We start from the raw sequence: 18,294 nt of genomic DNA, 5'->3' as shown, positions 1-18,294 counted from the left end.
CAAGTTGCCGACAGGCGTTTTGGTGGAAGCGGGCCCTCGCCGGTGCGACGCTGTACCTATGCGCACGCACATCACGGACGAGGGCTCGCAGCTCAACCGGCGAGCGATGGCCCGGTCTTGGGCGAGCAGGCGGCCCGTGGAGGCCTACCACGCGGCCGGGCGGGAGCCGGTGTTCTTCATTCAGGGCGAGCTGCTGGTCAATGCCGAGGACACCGAGCTGATCGATGAGCTTGTCAGCCGCGGCGGGCGTATCACGCGAGCGGCTGAGGATCCGCCCATGCCGGAGGAGTTCCGCAGGCTCGGTCTCGGGCGTGATCCCGAGGTGGACATGAGCCGCGCACCCCGCACGGTGAAGATCTGCTTCGACGAGGTTCCACCACCTCCGGACAATGCGGGCGAGGTGCTCGCTGAGGCGTGGCCACGGCTGGAAAACGTGGAGTGGACCTCCGCATCCGCGCAGGGACTCGCGGCGCTGATCGCCCCGATGCGTGCACGGGGCAGGCGCGTGTCCCTGAACCGCGTCGCCGATTCGCGCACCCTGCCACACCTCGCGCCGATCGAGGGCGGCGGCCAGGATCCGCTCACGTGGCCATGCCTGAACAAGCGCACGCGCATCACTAGCGCATGGCAACTGGTGGAATCGATGCGGCTCATGCGCACCGTGTCGTCGCCTGCCGAATTCATCGCGATTCACGACGTCGAATTCGACACCTCGTTGACGACAGACATCGGCACCGGACTCGTCCGGTGGAATTCAGCGACGGATAAGCCAGGGATCCCTGTGCCACCACCGGGTTCCACCTTTCACGGCGTTGAAGTCGCTGGGGTGGCGGCGGCCGCCGTTGGCAACCTCGCCGGCACCGCGGGTGCGGGTGGCACCGTCGCCTTGCCCTGTTTCTTCGACACCGACCGGACAGTCGACGCGGTGATGACCACCGTCAGGCGCTGCACCCAGTGGGGCATCCGGATCGTCAACATCAGCGCGGGTTTTGTCATCGACCAGGACGACATCGAAGACGACTGGGTCGACATGTTCAACTGGGCCGCGGACAACGGTGTGCTCATCGTCTGTGCCTCACCTAACGGGCCTGTCAACCTTTCCGGAGGCAAGGGAGACTTTCCGAGTACCGTCTCGCCGCGCGTGCTCGCTGTTGGTGCTCACGCCGACGACGAGACGTGGTTTGACTCTGCTTTTGGAACCGGCGTCGACCTTTACGCGCCCGGAAAAGATATCCCGCTGGTAGCCACTCCCTTCATGCCCATTGGCAACAAGAACAACGGCACCTCGTACGCCGCGCCGCTCGTAGCCGGAACCGCCGCGATGATGCGTGCGGTCAATCCCGGCCTCACGCCGGATCAGTTGCACAGCATCATCGTCAACACCGCGTGGCCTGGCACGGGCAGAGTCAACCGTGGCCTCGACGCCTACGCGGCGGTCTGGGAGGCGATGCGCTTACAGATGGCGGAGACCATCTCCGAGTCGCCAGACGAGCGTCTTTACCCGGCCGCGAACGGAACGTTCAAGCCCATCTTCAACGACGGCTTCAACCGCGCCGGTGACACCGACACATTCTTGCTTGACGCCAAAGCTTTCTCCAACGTGACCGTCCGGCTGCGATGGTATAACCAGCTCGCCAAGGTCACGCTGGACCTGGAAGGCGCCAAGGCGACCATCACGGAGGTGGCTCCCGGCGAGCTAACGCTGGCGGCCGATGTGGGCTCAGGGACCTACCGCCTGACGGTCAGAGGCTCTGGGGCGTCGGCCTATTTGCTGACCGGGCAAATCACACCGGGAATCCTGCTCCCGGACCGTTTCGAGCCGAACAACTCCTTCGACGAAGCCACGGAGCTGAGGTGCCATCCGCGCGGCAAGTGGGAAGTCGGTGGCGTTCTCGCAGCCCCGTGGGGGCCAGGAACTTTCGACCTCAACCTGCACAGCGACGGCTTGGGTCCCGTGACCACTGACGCCGACTACTTCGTCATCACCACACCCGCCGCGCCAGGAGTGCTCGACGAATGGCGGGTGCAGATCACCTACAGCGACGAACCGCTTGAGGTCACGTTGTATGACGCGGCACGCAACGTCCTGGTGACGCATCGCAACGTGCGCAGTGTCCCTATTGGACTTCCCGCCTCACAAACGGTCTACCTCAAGGTGTCGGGCCGGGTGCACACCCGCTATGGCATCTGGACCGGAAAGTACTTCCACGATGAGGAATTCAGGCGCGTATGGCCGGAGATTCAGCTGCTTCCAAAGTGGTGGGAGCAAAACATCGTCGACCGGTTCACCGGGCCACGAGAACAGCGGGGGCTTCAGATCACTCCTGAGCTGATCAACGACGGGGTGCTGACCTTCGGCGGAGCCAACGGCCAGGCGCTGCCCGACGGCGTCAGCATCACGTTGCTGGACAAGGCCGGAGCCGTCGTCAGCGAAGGCAGCATCGTCGATGGGCGTGCCGTCATCAGCCTCGACGGCGTAAGCGAGGACGCTTACGTTGTCAGCGCCACACTAGAAGGCACAGCCCTCGAAGTCGCCACCGCGAGTGGGCTTGGCTTCGCGATGCAGCCGCCGGCGTTACGGGGTTAGGTTTTCGGGGAAGTGGCAGGCGACCCGGTGGCCTGGTTTGAGTTCACGCAACGGTGGTGTTTCAGTGCGGCAGATGTCTTGCGCTTTCCAGCATCTGGTATGGAATGGGCAGGCCGGTGGCGGGTCGATCGGGCTGGGCGGGTCGCCTTGCAGGCGGATGCGTGACTGGCGTTTGGTGCTCTTGGGTTTCGCGACCGGGACGGCTGACAGCAACGCGACCGTGTAGGGGTGCATGGGTGTTTCGTAGACGGATTTACGTGGCCCGATCTCGGCGATGTGGCCGAGGTACATGACGGCGACACGGTCGCTGATGTGCCGCACCACTGATAGGTCGTGTGCGATGACGACGTAGGTGAGACCGAGTTCGGTTTGCAGGTCGGCGAGCAGATTGATGACCTGTGCCTGAATCGAGACATCCAAGGCGGACACGGGTTCGTCGGCGACGATAAATTTGGGCCGCAGGGCAAGGGTGCGGGCGATGCCGACACGCTGGCGCTGACCGCCGGAAAACTCGTGGGGGTAACGGTTGTAGTGCTCGGGACTCAGCCCGACAAGCTCGAGGATTTCCTGGACGGACCGTTTGATGCCCTGTGGTGTTTTGACGCCCTGGATGCGAAACGGCGCACCGACGATAGTCCCGACAGTGTGCCGTGGGTTCAGTGAGGAGAACGGGTCCTGGAATATCATCTGGATGTCGCGGCGCAGGGGCCGCATCGCGGCTTTGGACAGGCGGGTGATGTCTTTGCCGTCAAAGATGATGCTGCCCGCGGTGGGGTCGAGCAATCGCACGAGCATGCGCCCGGTAGTGGTTTTGCCGCAGCCGGATTCGCCGACCAGCCCGAGTGTTTCGCCTTTGAAGACGGTGAAGTCCAGCCCGTCAACCGCTTTGACCGGGCTGCCGCTGCGCGGGCGCCAAAGTTTGCGGGGCGGCGGGAAGTGTTTGACCAGCCCGCTCACTTCCAGGATGGCCTCGCTCATGGCCCCTCCAGTTTGGGCTTGATATCGGTCTCCCACAGCTGATGTCGGGTTTCCACGGGCAGGTGGCAGGCCACGAGGTGGCCGGACTCGCTTGCTTTGAGCGCGGGCACGCTGGTGTAGCTGCGCTCACCGTTGAGTTCGGCGTAGGGGCAGCGAGGGTGGAACGGGCAGCCGGATGGCACGTTGATCAAACTTGGCGGGGTGCCTTTGATCTGCAGCAGCCGGTCGGTGGGTTCGGTGTCCAAACGCGGCAGTGACCCCAGCAGTCCCCATGTGTACGGGTGTTCTGGCCGCGTGAACAACACGTCGGACGAGGCGCGTTCGACGGCCCGTCCCGCGTACATGACGAGGATCTCGTCTGCGATTTCGGACACGACACCGAGATCGTGCGTGATGAGGATGACGGCTGTGTGGAAGTCGCGCTGCAAATCCCTTATCAGATCAAGGATTTGCGCCTGCACGGTCACGTCGAGGGCGGTCGTGGGCTCGTCGGCGATGAGCAGTTCCGGATCGCAGGACAGCGCCATGGCGATCATCGCGCGTTGCCTCATGCCGCCGGAGAACTGATGCGGGTAGTCATCGACACGCTTTTCCGGGCGGGGGATGCCGACGCGGCCGAGCATGTCGATGGCGTGTTTGCGGGCGACTTTGGTGGAGACGGCATGATGTATCTGGTACGCCTCAATGATTTGGTTGCCAACAGTGTAAAAGGGGTGCATCGACGACAGCGGGTCCTGAAAGATCATGGCCATTTTCTTGCCCCGCAGCCGGCGGATGTCATCGGGCGCCATGCTGATGAGGTCCTGCCCGTCGAGCAGGATCTGCCCCGATAGGCGGGCTTGCTTATGCAGCCCCATGATGGCAAGGCTCGTGACACTCTTGCCCGAGCCCGACTCCCCCACGATGCCAAGGGTTTGCTGCTTGCGCAGCTCGAAGGACAGACCGTCGACAGAGCGCACCAGGCCATCATCAGTCTGGAACTGCACCCGTAGATCCTGCACGCTCAGAAACGGCTCGCCCATCACAGCCTCACCCTCGGATCGGCTACGGCGTAGAGCAAATCCACGACGAGACTGGCCACGACGACGAAGAAAGCGGCGAGCATGGTGACGCCCAGAACCTGCGGCAGATCCTGGTTGTTGATGGCATCAATGGCGTAGCGGCCGATGCCCGGCAACGAGAACGTGCTTTCCGTCAGGACAGCACCACCGAGCAGCAGCCCAATGTCGAGACCGAAGATGGTAAGAATCGGGGTGAGCGTGGCCCGCAGCGCGTGGCGCGTAACGACTTTGCGTTCCCGTAAGCCTTTGGCGCGGGCGGTGCGAATGTAATCCTCAGTCATCGTCTCGAGCATGCCTGCCCGGGTGAGCCGGGCGTAGAGCGCCGCGTAGAGGAAGGCCAGGGTGATCCAAGGCAGCAACAGGTTCGAGGCCCATCCAAGCGGATCAGACGTGAACGGGACATAGTTCACCCCAGTGGGCCGGAACAGGGCTAGGGAAAGCAGACCGGTGAAGAAGATGGGCAGCGAGACCCCAGCCAGGGCGATGACCATCGCGAACCGGTCGAAGATGGTGCCCTTCTTCAAGGCTGACAGCACCCCGATGGACACCCCGGTGATGAGCCAGATGACGGCGGCCCCGATCGCGAGGCTAAACGTCACCGGCACCCGGTCAACCAGATCCGGCCAGACAGGCCGCTGCGTTTTGAACGAGTAACCAAAGCACGGTGGCGGGCAGTATTCCGTGTCCGGCCCGAACGAGAACTCCCGCCCAGCCACGATGCCTTTGATGAACTGTCCATATTGGACAATGATGGGCTTGTCCAGGCCAAGTTTCTCCTTCGTCGCCTCGATTTCAGCCTGGCTCGGGTCTTTGCCGACATATTGCGCGGCAAGCTGGTCCACCGTCTGCCCGGCGAGCCTGGGCACGATGAAGAAGATCGCGAACGTCACCATGCTGGTAATCACCAGCAGCAGTACCGCTCCGGCCAGCCGGCGGACCAGGAACCGCGCCATCTAACTCACTGCTTTCCGACCTGCGAGAAGTCGTAGATGCCGTACGAGTACTGGATGTACACGTTGGTCATCTGCGGGTTGCGGTAGACAAGTCCCTTCGCGTAAAGGAACGGCACCACCGACGCGTGCTCCATCGCGGCCCGGTCGATCTGGCCATAGATCGCCGTGCGCTCGGCGACGTCGGTGCTCGCTGCCGCCTTGTCAAACAGGGCGTTGATAGCTGGCAGATCCATTTCCTGGACGTTGGTGTTGCCCTGGGCCTTGATGGTCCTGCCGTCGACCAGCTGCTGCAGGAAGCCGTAGCCGGTCGGCCAGTCGGCCTGCCATCCGTGGAAGGCAATGCCGATGTTGTTGGCGTGCATGTATTCTGGCGCGCCCGCGAACCGGGTGAAGTAGCCACCCGAAGGCACACCGGTGATCTCGGCCTGAATGCCCGCCTTGGCGAGCGCCTGCTGCAGCGCCTCACCCGCCGCGACCTCCTTTGGCCGGTCAGACCGCAGCAAGATCTTCGTCGAGAAGCCATTTGGCATGCCGCACGCGGCCAGTGCTTCCTTCGCCTTGGCTATGTCGCCCTTGGCTTCCGGTGTCTGATAGAGATCAAACTTCTGGTACCCGACGATGTTCGGCGGCAGCATCGTTGTCGCCACTTCACCGCCGGCGATCGGGCCGCCGAAAGCGGTTTGCAGCGCGACCTTATCCGTCGCGTACTGAACCGCCTTACGGCACTCGATGTTGTCAAAAGGTGCGACCTTCTCATCCATCACGAAGAACCACAGGCGTCCCGTGAAGGAGTTGTCCGCGTTCTTCTTCAGGTTCGGGTCGGACAGGATCCTCGACTGTGCCGCCGCTTGCACGCCCGTGCCAGCGAGGTCGGCGTCCAGCGATCCCGCCAGCAGCCGGTTGTCGATGTCTTCCGCGTTCACCTTGAGCTTGACATCGATCTTGTCGAGCAGCTGTTTGCGGTTGGTATCAGACGTATCCCAGTTCGGGTTCTTGCTCAGGATGAACTCTTTGCCAGGCACATAGGAGTCCACTTTGTACGACCCGGTCGACATCGGGTGCTCCTGGTACTTGGCACCGGTGTCCTTAGCCTGCGGCACCGGAATCGTCTGCGGGTTGGCCGCGAGATAGTCGAAATCACCGAACGGTGCCTTGAGCTTGAACACGACTGTCAGATCGTCCGGTGTCTGTATTCCGGTGAACTGGTTGAGATCCGGTTGCTGGTATGGGCCCGGGTAGTCACCCGCGTCGAGCAGATCCACGAAATACGTCGGTCCGTTGGGCAACACGTCACGTGCGTAGGTGCGGGCCACGGCGTACTTCACGTCCTTGGACGTCACGGGCGTGCCGTCCTCGAACTTCACGTTGGGCCGCAGCTTGTACGTGACCGTCCGGCCCCCATCGGTGAACTCGCCCAGCCCGGTCGCCAAGTCGGGCACCACCTCTAGGCCGGCGGTTCCCGGCGCGGGCTTGAACATCGTCAGCGCCCGTCCATAGAACCGGGCGAAGTCCCAGGCGAAACCGTAATAGGTGTTGCCTGGGTCAATGGAATCCCAGTCGTCGTTGAGCGCTAGGTTCAGCGTGCCACCGGCCTTTGTGGACGCGTTCACGATCGAGGTGTCCGCGGCGTTGAACTCCGCGGTCCCCCCGTTTCCTCCGTTGCCCCCACCGCCGCAGGCCGTTATCGCAAGGACGAGCGCGAGCCCGGCGGCTAAGGCAGCCTTCCTTCTCATCGTCACCACCCCCGTTGTGGTTACCGGGCACGCGGGTCCAGCGCGTCCCGGAGCCCGTCGCCGAGCAGGTTGAAGGCCATCACCGTGATGAAGATGGCCAGACCGGGCACGACCATGTACATGGGCGCGACCGAGTAGAAGGGGACAGCGTCGGCGAGCATCTTGCCCCAAGAGGGGGTTGGTGGGCGGATGCCAACACCGAGGAACGAAAGCGCTGCCTCAAACAGAATGTTGGTCGGGATCATGAGGGTGCTGTAGACGAGAATCGGGGCGAACAGGTTCGGCAGAAGCTCACGGAAGATCACCCACCGGCCACTGGCGCCCAGACTGCGTGCCGCGTCAACGAATTCACGCTCACGCAACGCCAAGGTCTGGCCGCGGATAATGCGCCCGATATAGGGCCAGTTAAAGAAGCCGATGATGAACACCAGCACCGCGACCCGCAAACTGTTGCCGCTCAGCCCAAATGCACTGTCTGGGATAACACCCGCTAGCGCCAAAGCGAACAACAGCAACGGGAAGGCAAGGAACACATCCATCGTGCGGCTCAGGAACGTGTCCACCCAGCCGCCGAAATAGCCCGCGATCACACCGGCAACCGTGCCCAGCACGACTGACACCGCCGTGGCGAGGAATCCAATCAGGAGCGAGATCTGAGCCCCATAAAGGATGCGGCTAAACACATCCCGGCCACTGCGCGGCTCTACCCCGAGCGGATGGTCCCAGCTGAACCCGGCGAAAATCCCATCGCCTTTAGGTTTGCTGAAGGTGGGGTCGATGAGATCCTGGTTGAACTCGGTCGGCGAACCGCCAGTGATCTTCGTGAGTAGTGGTGCCAGAAGCGCCATGGCGATCAGCAAGATCACGACCACGCCACCGGCGATAGCGAGCTTGTCGCGCTTGAGCCGCGCCCAGGCGATCTGGCCGAGAGACCGGCCTTCGATAGCTTTGCGGCCAATACCCTGCAACACGGCCTCAGGCTGTGCCACAGCAGTGCTCGGGGCATCAAGCGGCGACGTCATCAATGTCTCCTAGGCACATCGTAGCTCGCTCAAAGCACCGCGTTCCCAGTACTGCCTAATAACTGAAGTCGAACACGACGCGGGCGGGCGAGGTGAGCGTCTCGACCCGCACGCTGCTCTGGTGGCTCAAGCCCACGCCAAAGCTGAGCACAGCTTCGAAGTCCCCCGAGATGGCCACCTCTTTGAGCACGCGGAGCCCGGGCGTGATCCGCTTCGGTCCGGTGTATTTCTGCGCCTTGGTGGGGTCAGTCTCGTGCGCGCTGGTGTCCAGGAACGCACCTTGGCACACGATCTGCACGAACGCCTTGCCCTGTAACGGAACCGGCTTGTCAGACGGATCTTCCGTGACCGCGTCCACGAAGGCATAGCTGACCTCGGGCGCCTTGTCGCCACCGAATTCCAGGACCAGACGGTCAAACGTGGGGTGGCTGGCGGCCCGGATCTCCACCAGCAGACCTTCGGCCGCGGATGGCTTGGCCGCGGAGCTCGGTGAGGCACCGGGTGCCGTAGGTGATAACGGCGGGCTCACGGCAGGCTCACAGGCCGCCATGAGTAACACTGTCAAGAACATCAAGGTTCGTCTCATGACGTTCACCGTCCAACGTCGTCCTAACCGCCGCTTCACAGCCGGGTAACCGTTGTGTCACGCTGGCCCTGCTATGGAGGGACGAGTGCTGATCGTCGAGGACGACGCCTCTATCCGGGAGGTGACCGCCCTCGGCTTGTCGCGCGCTGGTTTACGCACCACGACAGCGGTCGACGGGCGCGAAGCACTGGCTCAGTGGCGTGCGCACGAGTTCGACCTGATCATCCTCGATGTCATGCTCCCCGGGCTCGATGGCTTCGAGGTGTGCCGTGAGATCCGCAAAACCAGCCAGACACCGATCCTCATGCTGACCGCCCGCACGGACACGATCGATGTCGTGGTCGGGCTGGAGTCCGGCGCCGACGATTACGTCAAGAAGCCCTTCGAGGTGCCCGAACTGGTCGCACGCGTGCGGGCCCTGCTCAGGCGAGCGACGGCGCCGGTGGAGCAACAGAGCGTCCAAGCCGGTGACCTGACCATCGATCCGGGGCGTTTCTCCGTCCACAAAGGCGAGACTGAGCTGACGCTCACGGCGACGGAGTTTCGGTTGCTGCTGGAGCTGGCCCGCCGGCCCGGTCAGGTGTTCACGCGCGAGGTGCTGCTGGAGCGCGTTTGGAACTACCCACAGGTGGGCGACTCCCGCCTGGTCGACGTCGCGGTGCAGCGCCTGCGGGCCAAGATTGAGGACGATCCCGCCAACCCGCGTCTGGTTAGGACAGTGCGCGGCGCCGGTTACAAACTGGCAGCACGGTGACATGGCCGTCCTGCCCGGCCGTCTGCGCCGGCGGCTGACCATCGCCTTCGTGCTGGTGGCCGGTGTCTCGACCGCCGCCTTGGCGATCGGCTCCTACCTGCTCGTGCAACGAGCACGCTTCGACGACTCACTGTCGCGAGCGTCCGCCGACGTGCACTATCAACTGGTGCTCGCGCAACAGTTCCTGCCGCTGGACAATCGCGAAGCCCTGCTGGAAAGCTTCCGCAACAGCGGCCGGCAAGTCTTTCTCGCCGCGCCGGAGAGCGGATTGGTGCGCCCGCAGACGAGTGCGGTGGCCGCCCAGGGTCAGATCGCCTACGAGCGGACCGCCGATCACCGCCTGATCGTGGGCGGGCAGATTCCCGGTGCCACGATTCAGCTTTACGTCATCTACGAAGAAGCCCGCATCCACCAGGATCTGGCTCAGCTGCGTAACGCGTTAGCGGGTGGCTGGATTCTTATCGTCATCCTTGCCGCCCTCATCGGCCGCTCGCTCGCCCGGCGGACCCTCGAACCCGTTGGCAGGGCTAGCAATGCGGCGCTGGCGGTCGCCGAAGGACTGCTCGCTACTCGCCTACCCGTGCAGGGGCGCGACGAATTCGGGACGTGGGCCGAGTCCTTCAACCGGATGGCCGAAGCCCTGGAGGCCAAGATCGCCCGCGAACGCCAGTTCACCGCCGACGTCGCGCACGAACTGCGTACGCCAGTCACCGCCTTGGTCGCCGCGGCCTCCCTGTTACGCGAGCATCTGGACGCCATACCAGCCGAGGCACACCGCCCGGCCCAGCTTCTGGTCGCCGATGTGGTGCGCCTGCGTCACCTCGTCGATGAGCTGATGGAGATCTCGCGTTTGGACGGTGGCCGCGAGACCGTTACGCCGCAACGGCTGGAGCTGCTGTCGTTCGTCAACGCGATCGTGCTCAGCCGCGGCTGGGAGGCCGAAGTCACGGGCGATCCGGCACCTGTGGACCTGGACCCGCGCCGACTGGAACGCCTCGTGGCCAACTTGATCGCCAACGCGGTCGAGCACGGCCGGCGGGAAGTCCGCGTCTTCGTTTCCGTGTCTAGCATTAAGGTGACTGACCGCGGGCCGGGCATAGCGCCAGAGCACCTGCCACACCTGTTCGAGCGCTTCTACAAGGCCGACCGTGCGCGGGGCGGTCCGGGCAGTGGACTCGGGCTCGCGATCGCTCACGAAAACGCCCGGCTCCTCGGCGGGGAACTGCACGTGTCCAGTGAACCCGGCGCCGGCAGCGAGTTCACCTTCACGCTGCCTGTTACGAAGCGGTAACCCGGCAGTGAAACCACGGTGGCTCAGGAGGGGGACGGTGACACCATGAAGAGTCTTAGTTTGCTCACGGCACTGGTGACGCTCAGCGCTGTCGCCGCGTGCACACCAGGCGACGGCGGTTCGCTCGGCCCGGCGCCAAGCGCGAGCCCACGGCCCTCGGTGTCCTCAGCGGCCCCAAGCCCGGATGCCGTCGCCACCAACAGCATCACCATCGAGGTGTGGTTCACCCGGGCCGGAAAAGTGTTCCCCACCAAGCGGACCCGCCCTTCGACGCTCGAGACGTCAAAGCTCGCGTTAACCGAACTCATGGCCGGACCATCCACAGTGGAGCATTCAGCCGGTGTGAGCACCAGCATGTTCAGCCACTTCACCTTCGCCATCGCCGGCATCACCAATGGCGTGGCGACGGTCAGCTTTGAGGAGAACTTCTACTCCGGTGGACGGGAAGTCGCGCGCATGCGCCAGGCACAGGTCGTCTACACGCTGACGCAGTTTCCAACCGTGTCCAAGGTGGGTTTCCAGTCCGCTGGCCAGCCGGTGGCCGCGCCCGTGGGGCGGGCCGACTACGCCGACTTACTCCCGGTCATCGTCGTCATGACACCCGTCATCGGGCAACTGGTGCGAAGCCCGGTCACCATCAGCGGCACCGCCAACGTGCACGAATCCACGGTGACGGTCCGGATCCTTGACCGCAATGGCAAGGAGATCGCGCAACGATTCACGACGGCCACCTGCGGCTCGGGTTGCCGCGGCGAGTACTCACTGAATGTTCCTTATCAGCTCTGCGGGGAGCAGCCCGGAACCGTGGAGGTGTTCGAGGTTTCCTCCGAAGACGGCACCCGCGTGCACACGGTCGCCATCCCTGTCGTGTTTGGGGCCTGTTAAAGGTCTTAGACTCCCTGGATGACTTTGAGCGCCGCCGAACGCTACGTGCAGCTGGGACTGCGGCTGGGCCGCCATGACGACGGCGTGGTCGACGCCTACTTCGGCCCACCCGAGCTCGCGGCAGCGGTCGAGGCTGAGCCACTTGCCGCGCCGGCGCGGCTGGTCGCCGACGCGGAGGCGCTGCTAGGCGACCTGGCTGACAGCTGGCTGCGCGATCAGGTCGCCGGGCTGCACACGTTTGCCCGTGTGCTGGCCGGTGAGTCGCTTTCCTTCGCCGATGAGGTGCACGGCTGTTATGGCATCCGGCCGGTCCACACCGATGAGGCTGTCTTCGCCACGGCACATGCCCGGTTAGAGGAACTGCTGCCTGGCTCAGGGCCGTTGCTCGACCGGTACCAAAGCTGGCGTGAGAGCACTTTGGTCCCCACCGGGCAAATCGCGCCCACGATCGCGGCGGTCATCGAAGAAGCCCGTGCCCAAACACGAGCGTTCGCTGAACTGCCCGCCGGCGAAGGATATGCCCTCGAGATGGTCAGCGATGAGCCGTGGATGGGCTACAACTACTACCTTGGCGACCTGCGGGGCCGGGTCGTCATCAACGAAAGCCTTGCCACATCTAGCTTTGAGCTGCTCCACCTCGCCATCCACGAAACCTATCCCGGGCATCAGGCCGAACGTTGCCTGAAAGAGCATCTGCTGGTACGCGGTCAGGGCCTGATCGAGGAGGCGATCGTGCTCGCGCCGACGCCGCAATCGCTTATCTCCGAAGGCATCGGCGAACTCGCACCGGAACTCGTGCTTCAGGGTGAGGGCGCGGACGCCTTCGCTGCCATCCTGCACCGGGCAGGGCTCAAGCTCGATCTCTCCTTCGCGTTCGCGATCGAGCAGGCTCGGCTGGATTGCCACTGGGGCATGGTGAACGCGGCGCTCATGCTCAACGAGCACGGTGCTTCCGAAGCCGAGGTGCAGTCCTATCTGGAGCGATGGGGATTGCTGAACGCCGAGCAGTCAGGCCACGCGGTCCGCTTCGCCACCGAGCCGTCCTCGCGCACCTACGTTCCGGTCTATCCGGTGGGGCGTGAACTTTGCCGGTCGTTTGTGGACGGTCAGCCGGAGCGCTTTGGGGCTCTGCTCACGCGGCAACTGCGCGTCAGCGACCTGAGTCAGTGAGCTCGTGGTAGTAAAGCAGCGGCCCTTCTTCGCCTGACGCGGCACCAGCGTCGAAAAGGTAAAGCGTGACAAGGAGGGCCGGTGCGCCCGAGGGAGCGGTCAGCATGGTGACCGTGGGATTGGCGAACGCGGCACTGCCACCGGGAGTCTTGATAGCAACCGGATAGGCCTTATCGACCGCCGGGTCATACAGGAAGATCCGCCATGATTCCCAGCGGTGCTTTCCCAATTGCCCTTCAATCAGGGTGTACTGCCGTCCGCGCCACCTGAACTCATCGCGCCCGCCGATGTTGCCCTTGACGTTCCAGCGCGCGAGAGCGGCGTCAAGGTGGCGTTCGCGCCGCGTGGTCCAGTGCTGGAAGTTGACGAGCAACCCCTGTGCCTGCCGGTCAACGTCGCCGCGGCGCAGGAAACGGGTGGCGCGCAGGTAATGAAACCCGGTGATGACCGTCGAGTGCTCGATATCCGGGGCGAACGTCACCTGATAGACGTTCGGTGTTCCCTCGGCCATCTCGCGATGAGTGATGGTGTGCGGGGCGTCGAACACCTTCACCGCGTCGCCGGACAGCAGCCGCGCCACGTTGGGGTAGTAGAGAAAGCGCAGCCAGGCCGGACGGCCATCGCCGCCGGCCTCGACCACGACGAGAAAACCGCCGTCTGGGGTGACCGCGATCGTCGGCTGTGACGCCGGTTCATCGAGCAGGGCCTGATGCGTCCAGTTCAGCAAATCCGCTGACGTCGCCAGGTGGACCTCGTAGCCGTGACCGGTGCCGACGTGATAAACGGCCAGGTAACCGCCCGCCGGGCTCGAGATCACCTTGAGGGTGTCCATCGTCTTGCCGAGGTCGTCACGAATGCCGAACCTCGACGTCGCCGTGGGCACCTCACCGATGAGCCCGATCAGCTCACGTAGCGCGGCCGCGTAGTCAGACACCCGCTCAGTATGGCGCCTGCGTGCCTGCTTAATGGGCGAAGTCCCAGCGCGTGGCGCCGTGCGGCTCAGCCGAGGCCACGCCGACCGCCGTGTGCAGGTCAAAGCGGTAGAGGTACCACGGTGGGGGCCCGGCGCTGGGCGCGGTGAACGGCGCTGTCAGCGCGTCACCCTCAACCGTCGCGGGCCAGCCGCCGCCACGGTATACCCCGGCGAGACGCTCCAAAGTGGACGCGTCAGTGACCCTTTGCGCTTCGCCTTCGAGCACGAGATCGATGCCAGGCAGGCGAACGGAGGCGTTGCAGGCCGGATTCTTCGCGAGATTGCGGGACTTCAAAGTGTCGGGCCCACTCACGAAGTACAGCGTGTCATCGACCCACACCGCACCAACGCCGGCCGAATGCGGGCGTCCATCGGAGCGCACGGTCGCGATGAAGAACGTCAGGTCGGACTCCGGAGTCTCGCTGGCCAGCAGGTCACGTGGACGCGACCACGGCAGCTCAGCAGACCCGTACTGATCAAGATTTTGTGTCGAGATCGGCTCAGTCATGCTCTAAGTCATACCCCCGCGCCGGGCGAACAGACGCCGAATCGGCGATGAATGCTTCGGGCACAGGCGAAACTTTATTTCAGCGACGTATGTATATACGTTATGGTCGCGCATGACCTTCATTCAGCGTCGCACCCTGCTGGCCGCCGCGGCTGGAGTCGCCGCGGCACCCTTCGCCGCTAGCCCGGCCTTCGCCGCGGTTCCCAAGGTTTACATCGACCCAGGTCACGGCGGCACCGATCCGGGTGCCAGTGCCAATGGGCTGACCGAAAAGCACCTGACCCTCGCCATCGCCCTGCAGACCCGCGACTTCCTGCTTGCCCGGGGCAATGTCGCCGTCCGCATGTCACGCACGTCGGACATCACGCGCAGCCTCACCTGGCGCACCGATGACGCGAACGCTTGGGGCGCCACGATTTTCGTGAGCATCCACATCAACGCCGGTGGTGGCACCGGCTTTGAAAGCTACCGTTACCCAGGCACCGGCGCGACCACGCAGCGCTTGCACAGCAACGTGCACAGCCGGGTGCTATCGGGCATGCGGACGATCGCCGCGGTCACCGACCGTGGCCAGAAGACAGCCAACTTCCATGTCCTGCGCGAGACGGCGATGCCTGCCGTGCTCACCGAGAACCTGTTCGTTGACCGGGTCGCCGACGCTAACCTGCTCAAGCGAGCCGACTTCATCACCGCGACCGCGCGTGGCCACGCCAACGGGATCGCCCTTTTCCTTGGCATCTAGCCCATGACGTCAGGCATCCGCCGTCGCCAGCTGTGCGGCGGGTGCCTGCGGCGGAGACGCCGGAAGCGTGCGCACGTCACGGCTCAGGAGCATGAAAACGACCGCCACAACGGTCAGCACCGAGGCGCCTAATAGAGCCGTGCTCGTGCCCCAGGCCTCGACAGCGGGCCCAGCGAGCGTCTGTCCTAACGGGATGGCCAAGAACGAACCCAGGGCGTCATAGGAGTAAACGCGGGCGAGCTTGTCAGCGGGAATGTAACGCTGCATGCTCGACTCCCACGCCACGCCGAATTGTTCGACGACGATGCCCGCGATCAGGGCGGCCGGCATGAGCAAGACCACCCGTGGCGCTTCGGCCAGCAAGAACATCAGCGGCGCCTCACCGAGCATGCAGATGACGCCGAGCCGCAGCAGGCGGTTGACCCGGAGTTTAAGCGCCACAATGGCTCCCAGCACCATGCCCACGGTTTGAGCCGCGAGCACGAGTCCCCAGGCACGGCGGCCGATGGTCTCGTCGGCGATGACCGGGCCCAGCACCCCGATCGCGGCCGCGTGCACCCCGTTGAGCAGCATGAAGCCAAGCACCACCACCCAGAGCCAGGTGCGTGAGGTGAACTCGTGCCAGCCTTCCTTCAGCTCGCGCCACGGATGCGGCCGCTGTGCCTTCACGGCGACGACCGAACGCACTCGCACGAGCGAGAAAGCGATGGCGGCCAAGGCAAACGTCGCGGCGTCGACGGCCAGGCCCCAGCCCGGGCCAACGACAGCGACGAGGATGCCGCCCACGGAAGCCCCGAGGATCATCGCCGCGTTGATGCCCAGCCGGTTGATCGCGTTGCCCGGCTGAAGCAGCTCGGCCGGAATCGTCTGCGGGACAAGGGCTGCCGCCGCCGGGAAGGCGAACGCGGACACTATGCCGTTCACGCTCGCCAGGGCGATCAGCAACGGGATCGTTGCCGTATCGGTGAGGACGAGCGCGGCGACCGCTCCTTGGCTGACCGCTGCCAGGACGCAGGAGACAACCATGACGAGATGCCGCGGCAGCCGGTCGGCGACGACTCCCCCAACGAGCAGGAACAGCACGTTCATCAGTGAGCGGGCGCCAACGACCAGGCCCAGGTCGCTGGCCGATCCGGTCAGGTCCAGCACGGCGAACGCCAGAGCGATCGGCGCCACCGAGTTGCCCAGCATGGTGATGAAGCGGCCCATGGCCAGGAACCGGAAAGCGCTGTAGCGCAAGGGGGCGAAGGCGTTCACTGGTCACTTCTCATTTCGAAGAGGGCGATCGTCGCGTTGACGCGGATGCTGCCGCTCGTGCGCGGGGGCACGGCGAGGCGGTGCAGCTCGTCTGACGCGGCTTCGATCTGGTCGCGGATGCTGGCCCACGCGGAAGGGTCGATCCACAGCTCGGCGTCGGTGAGGTGGTTGTGCGGGCCGCGCCGCATGGTGGCGGCCCGGCGTTGCAGTTCGGCGGCCATCGCGGCGTACACCAAAAGGTGTTCGCGCGTTGGCCTGCGGTCGGCCGGTGTCGTCTTTGGACGGTCGCCGCCCGCGCTGGAATGGTGCCGGTAGCGCTTGGCGATGCCGCCGTGGATCCGCTCCTCGCCGACGATATCGATCACCTGAGCGGCATGCAGCTGGCGCAGGTGATAGCTGGCGTTGGCGTGGGTGAGCTCAAGCTCGCGCGCGATCTCGGCGGCGGTCAGCGCCGACGCGGTGAGCAACGACAGCATGCGCAGCCGGATCGGATGGGCGAGCGCGCGCAACTGCGCGCGGGCCTGCTCGTCCGCAACCCCCAAAGACATGTTGGGGAGCTTAGCCGCCCTGCCGATTACGCGGCAACCGCCTTGCTACCGTGCGATCCTGACGTTATGTCCACGTACAAAGTTGGCTACTTCGTCGGTAGCCTGTCTTCCAAGTCCATCAACCGGGAGCTGTCGAAGGTCTTGCTCAAGCTGGCTCCCGAAGAGCTCGAGTTCACCGAGATCCCGATTGGCAACCTGCCGCTCTACAGCCCGGATTACGACGGGAACTACCCGCCGGAGGCCAACGAACTCAAGGACGCGATCCGGCGGTCCCAGGCGCTTTTGTTCATCACGCCCGAGTACAACCGGTCCATCCCGGGCGCGCTGAAGAACGCGATCGACTGGGCATCGCGGCCCTGGAGCCAGAACTCGTTCGACCACATCCCGGCCGCCGTTATCGGAGCCTCGATCGGCGAAATCGGCACCGCTGTCGCGCAGCAGAGCCTTCGCGCGGTGCTGAGCTTCTGCAACGCGCGCCAGATGACCGCACCAGAGGCCTACATCAAGTTCACGCCGCAGCTGTTTCCGGGAAACGGTGAGGTGACGGAACCGTCCACCAAGAAGTTCCTCGAGACCTTCCTAGGGGAGTTCCGCGATCACATCATGCGGGTGCTGACGGTCCTGCCACGGGAGGCTCAACCGGCCCAGGCGGGGTGACCCCTTCCTCCAGCACCCGGATCAGCTCGGCGACGCGGCGCAGGGAGGCATGCACGCGCCCGGCCCAGCTTTCGTCACCGAGCAGAATCATCGCCTCACCGCCGAGGAACGAGATGCCGATGAGGGCGGCCAATTCGGCGGCAGTGAAAGGACCTAACGAGCCGAAGCGTTTCTCCGCTTCACCGGCGACCTCCTCAAGCAGGTCCATCCAGCCCTGCAGCATCGCGAGCACTTGACGCGCCACGGCACTGTCAGACCAGCCGGCGGCGATCATTTCCTGAAGCACGCGAACGTAACCCGAGGCGAGGTCATCGTCGAGGAAATCGCACGCCTGCTCATATCGCTTCCACAACGGAGCCGACGCGGCATACATCTGGCGCTGACGGCTGACGAGGCGCTGGTTCTCATAGTCCAAAAGCGCCAGCACCATGCCCTGCTTACCGCCGAAGTGGTAATGGATCTGGCTTAGCGGCACCCCGGCCCGGTCGGCGACCTTGCGTGTCGAGAGGTTGGCGTATCCGTCGGCCAGCAAGCAGTCACGTGCCGACTCCATGATTTTGCCCGGCGTCTTGGCTGTCGCCATTCAGTC

18 protein-coding genes are annotated in these 18,294 nt (G+C 64.4%); 7 read left to right on the top strand and 11 right to left on the bottom strand.

Translation table 11 applies throughout. The features are described from left to right. Window positions 1-58: 58 nt before the first annotated feature. Entirely contained in the window at window positions 59-2,587 is a 2,529-nt protein-coding gene (locus A3E1_RS0102245; RefSeq protein ID WP_026208004.1) for a S8 family peptidase, read from the top strand. Here the strand turns inward: A3E1_RS0102245 and A3E1_RS0102240 are convergent. From A3E1_RS0102240 to A3E1_RS38480, 6 genes are read right to left on the bottom strand one after another with little or no spacing between them, the layout of a single operon-like run. Next, window positions 2,576-3,565 carry an ABC transporter ATP-binding protein gene (locus A3E1_RS0102240; RefSeq protein ID WP_020519125.1) on the bottom strand — a complete coding sequence of 330 codons (990 nt, stop codon included), beginning with the start codon at window positions 3,563-3,565 and terminating at the stop codon, window positions 2,576-2,578. The two genes, A3E1_RS0102245 and A3E1_RS0102240, sit on opposite strands and share 12 nt — an antisense overlap. Then, entirely contained in the window at window positions 3,562-4,587 is a 1,026-nt protein-coding gene (locus A3E1_RS0102235; RefSeq protein ID WP_020519124.1) for an ABC transporter ATP-binding protein, read from the bottom strand. Before A3E1_RS0102235 ends, A3E1_RS0102240 begins: the two co-directional genes overlap by 4 nt. Beyond that, window positions 4,587-5,579: an ABC transporter permease gene (locus A3E1_RS0102230; RefSeq protein WP_020519123.1), complete on the bottom strand. Its 993-nt coding sequence runs from the start codon at window positions 5,577-5,579 to the stop codon at window positions 4,587-4,589. Before A3E1_RS0102230 ends, A3E1_RS0102235 begins: the two co-directional genes overlap by 1 nt. 5 nt (window positions 5,580-5,584) lie before the next feature. Beyond that, window positions 5,585-7,312, bottom strand: coding sequence for an ABC transporter substrate-binding protein (locus A3E1_RS0102225; protein ID WP_040390318.1), 1,728 nt, complete (start codon window positions 7,310-7,312; stop codon window positions 5,585-5,587). A 20-nt stretch (window positions 7,313-7,332) separates the two neighbouring features. Next, a complete protein-coding gene (locus tag A3E1_RS0102220; protein WP_020519121.1) occupies window positions 7,333-8,334 on the bottom strand; it encodes an ABC transporter permease in 1,002 nt (333 codons plus the stop codon). Between the two features lie 55 nt (window positions 8,335-8,389). Next, window positions 8,390-8,920, bottom strand: a complete 531-nt coding sequence (locus A3E1_RS38480; protein ID WP_157631260.1) for an AMIN-like domain-containing (lipo)protein — start codon at window positions 8,918-8,920, stop codon at window positions 8,390-8,392. Between the two features lie 73 nt (window positions 8,921-8,993). On the opposite strand from A3E1_RS38480, the gene A3E1_RS0102210 reads away from it, so the two are divergent. Genes A3E1_RS0102210 through A3E1_RS0102195 form a run of 4 tightly spaced genes read left to right on the top strand, consistent with a single transcriptional unit; the run spans window position 8,994 to window position 13,020 of the window. Further along, window positions 8,994-9,674 carry a response regulator transcription factor gene (locus A3E1_RS0102210; protein WP_026208003.1) on the top strand — a complete coding sequence of 227 codons (681 nt, stop codon included), beginning with the start codon at window positions 8,994-8,996 and terminating at the stop codon, window positions 9,672-9,674. Between the two features lies 1 nt (window position 9,675). Beyond that, window positions 9,676-10,965: a sensor histidine kinase gene (locus tag A3E1_RS0102205; RefSeq protein ID WP_020519117.1), complete on the top strand. Its 1,290-nt coding sequence runs from the start codon at window positions 9,676-9,678 to the stop codon at window positions 10,963-10,965. A gap of 45 nt (window positions 10,966-11,010) precedes the next feature. After that, entirely contained in the window at window positions 11,011-11,850 is an 840-nt protein-coding gene (locus A3E1_RS38475; RefSeq protein WP_020519116.1) for a Gmad2 immunoglobulin-like domain-containing protein, read from the top strand. A gap of 18 nt (window positions 11,851-11,868) precedes the next feature. Next, window positions 11,869-13,020 (top strand): hypothetical protein, encoded by a 1,152-nt coding sequence (locus A3E1_RS0102195; protein WP_020519115.1) that lies wholly within the window; start codon window positions 11,869-11,871, stop codon window positions 13,018-13,020. Here A3E1_RS0102195 and A3E1_RS0102190 read toward each other — a convergent pair. Beyond that, a complete protein-coding gene (locus tag A3E1_RS0102190; protein WP_020519114.1) occupies window positions 13,001-13,954 on the bottom strand; it encodes a hypothetical protein in 954 nt (317 codons plus the stop codon). The genes A3E1_RS0102195 and A3E1_RS0102190 overlap by 20 nt on opposite strands. A 28-nt stretch (window positions 13,955-13,982) precedes the next feature. Continuing rightward, window positions 13,983-14,501, bottom strand: a complete 519-nt coding sequence (locus tag A3E1_RS0102185; protein ID WP_020519113.1) for a pyridoxamine 5'-phosphate oxidase family protein — start codon at window positions 14,499-14,501, stop codon at window positions 13,983-13,985. A gap of 112 nt (window positions 14,502-14,613) precedes the next feature. Between A3E1_RS0102185 and A3E1_RS38470 the strand changes: the two genes are divergently transcribed. Continuing rightward, complete coding sequence (locus A3E1_RS38470; protein WP_020519112.1) at window positions 14,614-15,243, top strand: N-acetylmuramoyl-L-alanine amidase; 630 nt, start codon at window positions 14,614-14,616, stop codon at window positions 15,241-15,243. Between the two features lie 9 nt (window positions 15,244-15,252). Here the strand turns inward: A3E1_RS38470 and A3E1_RS0102175 are convergent, their stop codons facing one another. After that, window positions 15,253-16,500 carry an MFS transporter gene (locus A3E1_RS0102175; RefSeq protein ID WP_020519111.1) on the bottom strand — a complete coding sequence of 416 codons (1,248 nt, stop codon included), beginning with the start codon at window positions 16,498-16,500 and terminating at the stop codon, window positions 15,253-15,255. Further along, window positions 16,497-17,048 (bottom strand): winged helix-turn-helix domain-containing protein, encoded by a 552-nt coding sequence (locus A3E1_RS0102170; RefSeq protein ID WP_020519110.1) that lies wholly within the window; start codon window positions 17,046-17,048, stop codon window positions 16,497-16,499. The genes A3E1_RS0102175 and A3E1_RS0102170 overlap by 4 nt, the downstream gene beginning before the upstream one ends. 66 nt (window positions 17,049-17,114) lie before the next feature. On the opposite strand from A3E1_RS0102170, the gene A3E1_RS0102165 reads away from it, so the two are divergent. After that, window positions 17,115-17,705: an NADPH-dependent FMN reductase gene (locus tag A3E1_RS0102165; RefSeq protein WP_020519109.1), complete on the top strand. Its 591-nt coding sequence runs from the start codon at window positions 17,115-17,117 to the stop codon at window positions 17,703-17,705. On the opposite strand, the gene A3E1_RS0102160 is transcribed toward A3E1_RS0102165, so the two are convergent. Next, window positions 17,650-18,288 (bottom strand): TetR/AcrR family transcriptional regulator, encoded by a 639-nt coding sequence (locus tag A3E1_RS0102160; RefSeq protein ID WP_020519108.1) that lies wholly within the window; start codon window positions 18,286-18,288, stop codon window positions 17,650-17,652. The genes A3E1_RS0102165 and A3E1_RS0102160 overlap by 56 nt on opposite strands. Window positions 18,289-18,294: the final 6 nt, after the last annotated feature.

It is taken from the genome of Catelliglobosispora koreensis DSM 44566 (genome assembly GCF_000379685.1).
In the GTDB taxonomy this organism is placed as follows: Bacteria; Actinomycetota; Actinomycetes; order Mycobacteriales; family Micromonosporaceae; genus Catelliglobosispora; species Catelliglobosispora koreensis.
This window is presented reverse-complemented; position numbering and strand designations above follow the sequence as displayed.